The sequence below is a fragment of the Phenylobacterium sp. genome (genome assembly GCF_016793225.1).
Taxonomy (GTDB): domain Bacteria; phylum Pseudomonadota; class Alphaproteobacteria; order Caulobacterales; family Caulobacteraceae; genus Phenylobacterium.
On the sequence record NZ_JAEUMN010000060.1, the window covers coordinates 1 to 2,787 of the forward strand.

The 2,787-nt window shown below is 70.8% G+C and carries 2 protein-coding genes; both read right to left on the reverse strand.

The genetic code is table 11. From position 1 onward, the window contains the following. On the reverse strand, positions 1 to 1,072 hold a 1,072-nt coding region (locus JNK30_RS06875), incomplete at its 3' end, for an acyl-CoA dehydrogenase family protein (RefSeq protein ID WP_293481318.1). Between the two features lie 152 nt (positions 1,073 to 1,224). Beyond that, positions 1,225 to 2,337, reverse strand: coding sequence for an acyl-CoA dehydrogenase family protein (locus JNK30_RS06880; protein ID WP_293481319.1), 1,113 nt, complete (start codon positions 2,335 to 2,337; stop codon positions 1,225 to 1,227). Positions 2,338 to 2,787: the final 450 nt, after the last annotated feature.

A 2,787-nucleotide genomic window follows, 5' to 3' on the forward strand; every position in this document is an offset into this window, starting at 1 on the left:
TCAGCGGCGCCAGCTCGGGGTCGTTGATGATGCCGAACTGATCCAGCAGCTCGACCGCCGAGTTGGCCAGGTCCTGCATCTGGCCCGCCGCCACGATCTTGCCGATCGAGCTCTCGGGTCCTGGCGTCTGCCCCCGGCTCAGCGCCGTCATGGTGCGGTTGCGGGTGTGCTTCAGGCCCTCGGACTGCACGTACCAGTCGGCGATCTTCTCGCGCACCGTCTGGTCCTTCAGCGCCGGCCCGCCGTCCAGGCCGGTCAGCCCGCGCGCGGCCTCCATGAACTCGGCCCAGCCCGCGCCGGACGATCCGCCGACGGCCAGCCGCTCGTTCATCAGCGTCACCAGGCTCACCTTCCAGCCGTCGCCCACCGCGCCCAGCCGCTGGCTGTCGGGTACGCGCACGTCGGTGAAGAAGACCTCGTTGAAGCCCGAGCCGCCCGACATCTGGTGGATCGGCCGCACCTCGATGCCCGGGTCGCTCATGTCGACCCAGAACATCGTCATCCCCTTGTGCTTCGGCACGTCCGGGTCGGTCCGCACGACGACGATCCCGAAGTTCGAGAACTGGGCTCCCGTCGTCCACACCTTCTGGCCCGAGATGATCCAGTCGCCCGAGCCGTCCTCGGCCCGCACCGCCCGGGTCCGCGCGGCGGCCACGTCCGACCCGCCGGACGGCTCGGAGAAGAGCTGGCACCAGATCTCCTCGCCGCGCAGCGCTGGGCCCACGAACCGTTTCTTGGTCGCCTCGTCGGCGAAGGCCATGACCGTCGGCACGCACATGCCCAGCCCGATCTGGAACGGGTTCGGCGGCACCGGGTGCCTGGCCTCCTCGGTGTTGAAGATCACCTGCTGGATCGGCGTGCCGCCGGGCCCGCCCCACTCCTTGGGCCAGGTGATCTGGGCGTAGCCCGCGGCCGCCTTCTTGGCCTGCCAGGCCTTGGACGCGGCCATGGTGTCCTTGGTCCCGCCCTCCAGGTCGTCTCCGCCCACGCTCGCCTTCGGCGCGTTGGCCTCCAGCCACTTGCGCACCTCGGCGCGATAGGCGGCTTCTTCAGGGCTGTCGTTGAAGTCCATTCCCGGTCTCCATCAAAGCTTCAGGCGCCCAAAGGCGCGCTTGCGCGCGAAACCGCGGAAAACGCGGACGGACGCGGAAGGGCCCCTGCCCCTACGCCGCCTTCCGCGTCATTCCGCGTTTTCCGCGGTTCCATTTTCCTCGCCTCCAGCAGTCAGGCGGCGTTTCGGCGTTCGAGGTGACTCACCAGCCGCTCCTTCCAGACCCGCGGCGCGCCCGCCACCAGGGCCAGCTGCCGCGAGCGGCGGTAGTAGAGGTGGGCGTCCACGTCCCAGGTGAAGCCGATGCCGCCGTGGGTCTGGATGTTCTCCTTGGCCGCGAACCAGAACGCCTCGCTGGCGGCGATCCGCGCCGCGCTGGCCGCCACCGGCAGCTCGGGCGCGTTCGTGTTCAGCGCCCAGGCCCCGTAGTAGGCGTTCGACCGCGCCAGCTCGTTCTTCACGTACATGTCGGCCAGCTTGTGCTTGATCGCCTGGTAGCTCGCGATCACCCGGCCGAACGCATAGCGCTCCAGCGCATAGGCCTTGGCCATCTCCAGCGCCCGGTCGGCGCCGCCCGTCTGCTCGAACGCCAGCAGCACCGCCGCCCGGTCGCTCACCTGCTCCAGCAGCGCGAAGCCCTCGCCCGCCCCGCCCAGCCGCTCGGCCGCCGCGCCCTCGAAGGTGAGGCGCGCCGCGTCGCGGGTCGGATCCAGCGTCTTCAGGCTCTCGCGCGTCACGCCCGCCGACAGGTCCACCAGGAACAGCCCCGGCTGGCCGTTCTCCTTGGCCAGCACCAGCGCATGGGTGGCGATGTCGCCGTCGGTCACCGGCAGCTTCACGCCCGAGAGCCGCCCGCCCGAGACGCTGGCCTGCAGCGCGCCCGCGGTGATCACGCCCGGCCCCTCCGAGCTCGCCACGCAGCCGATGACCTCGCCCGCCGCGATCTTCGGCAACAGCGCCGCCTTCTGCGCGTCCGAACCCGCCAGCATCAGCGCCTCGGCCAGGAAGTAGACCGTGGAGGCGAACGGGATCGGGGCCACCACGCGGCCCAGCTCCTCGGCGATGGCGCACAGCTCGATGTGGCCCAGCCCCAGCCCGCCGTGTTCCTCCGGGATCGCCGCCCCCAGCCAGCCCTGCTCGGCCACGGCCGTCCACAGCGCCTCGTCATAGGCCTTCCCGTCGTCGTCCAGCACCTTGCGGACGCGGCTGGTCGGGCAGTTCGCCTCCAGGAACTTCCGCGCCTCGTTTTTCAGGAACTTCTGGTCGTCGGTGTAGTCGAAATTCATCTGACCCCATCCCGCCGGCGATCCCGGCTGACGCTTCCTCTTCCCCCACTCTGGCGCGCGGACGCCGCGGAAGGAAAGAGCGTTCCCCTTCCCTTCCCGCGAGCGGGAAGGGGGGACCGCTCGCCGAAGAGCGAGCGGTGGGTAGGGAAAACCACCGCACGGCGAGTGGGCCCACCCCCACCCGCGCCCGCCGCCTGCCGATGGCCTGATGCGCGCAGCCCTCGCACGAGCCTCTGATCCTTCCCTTCCCGCCTTGCGGGAAGGGGGGACCGCTCGCCGAAGAGCGAGCGGTGGGAAGGGAAAACCCCCGCACGGCGACTGGGCTCACCCCCACCCGCGCCCGCAGCCTGCCGATGGCCTGATGCGCGCAGCCCTCGCCCGAGCCTCTGATCCTTCCCTTCCCGCCTTGCGGGAAGGGGGGACCGCTCGCCGAAGAGCGAGCGGTGGGAA

Excerpts from the sequence above, each read along its gene's own strand:
- JNK30_RS06880 (WP_293481319.1), bottom strand. The coding sequence starts at position 2,337 with ATGAATTTCGACTACACCGACGACCAGAAGTTCCTGAAAAACGAGGCG.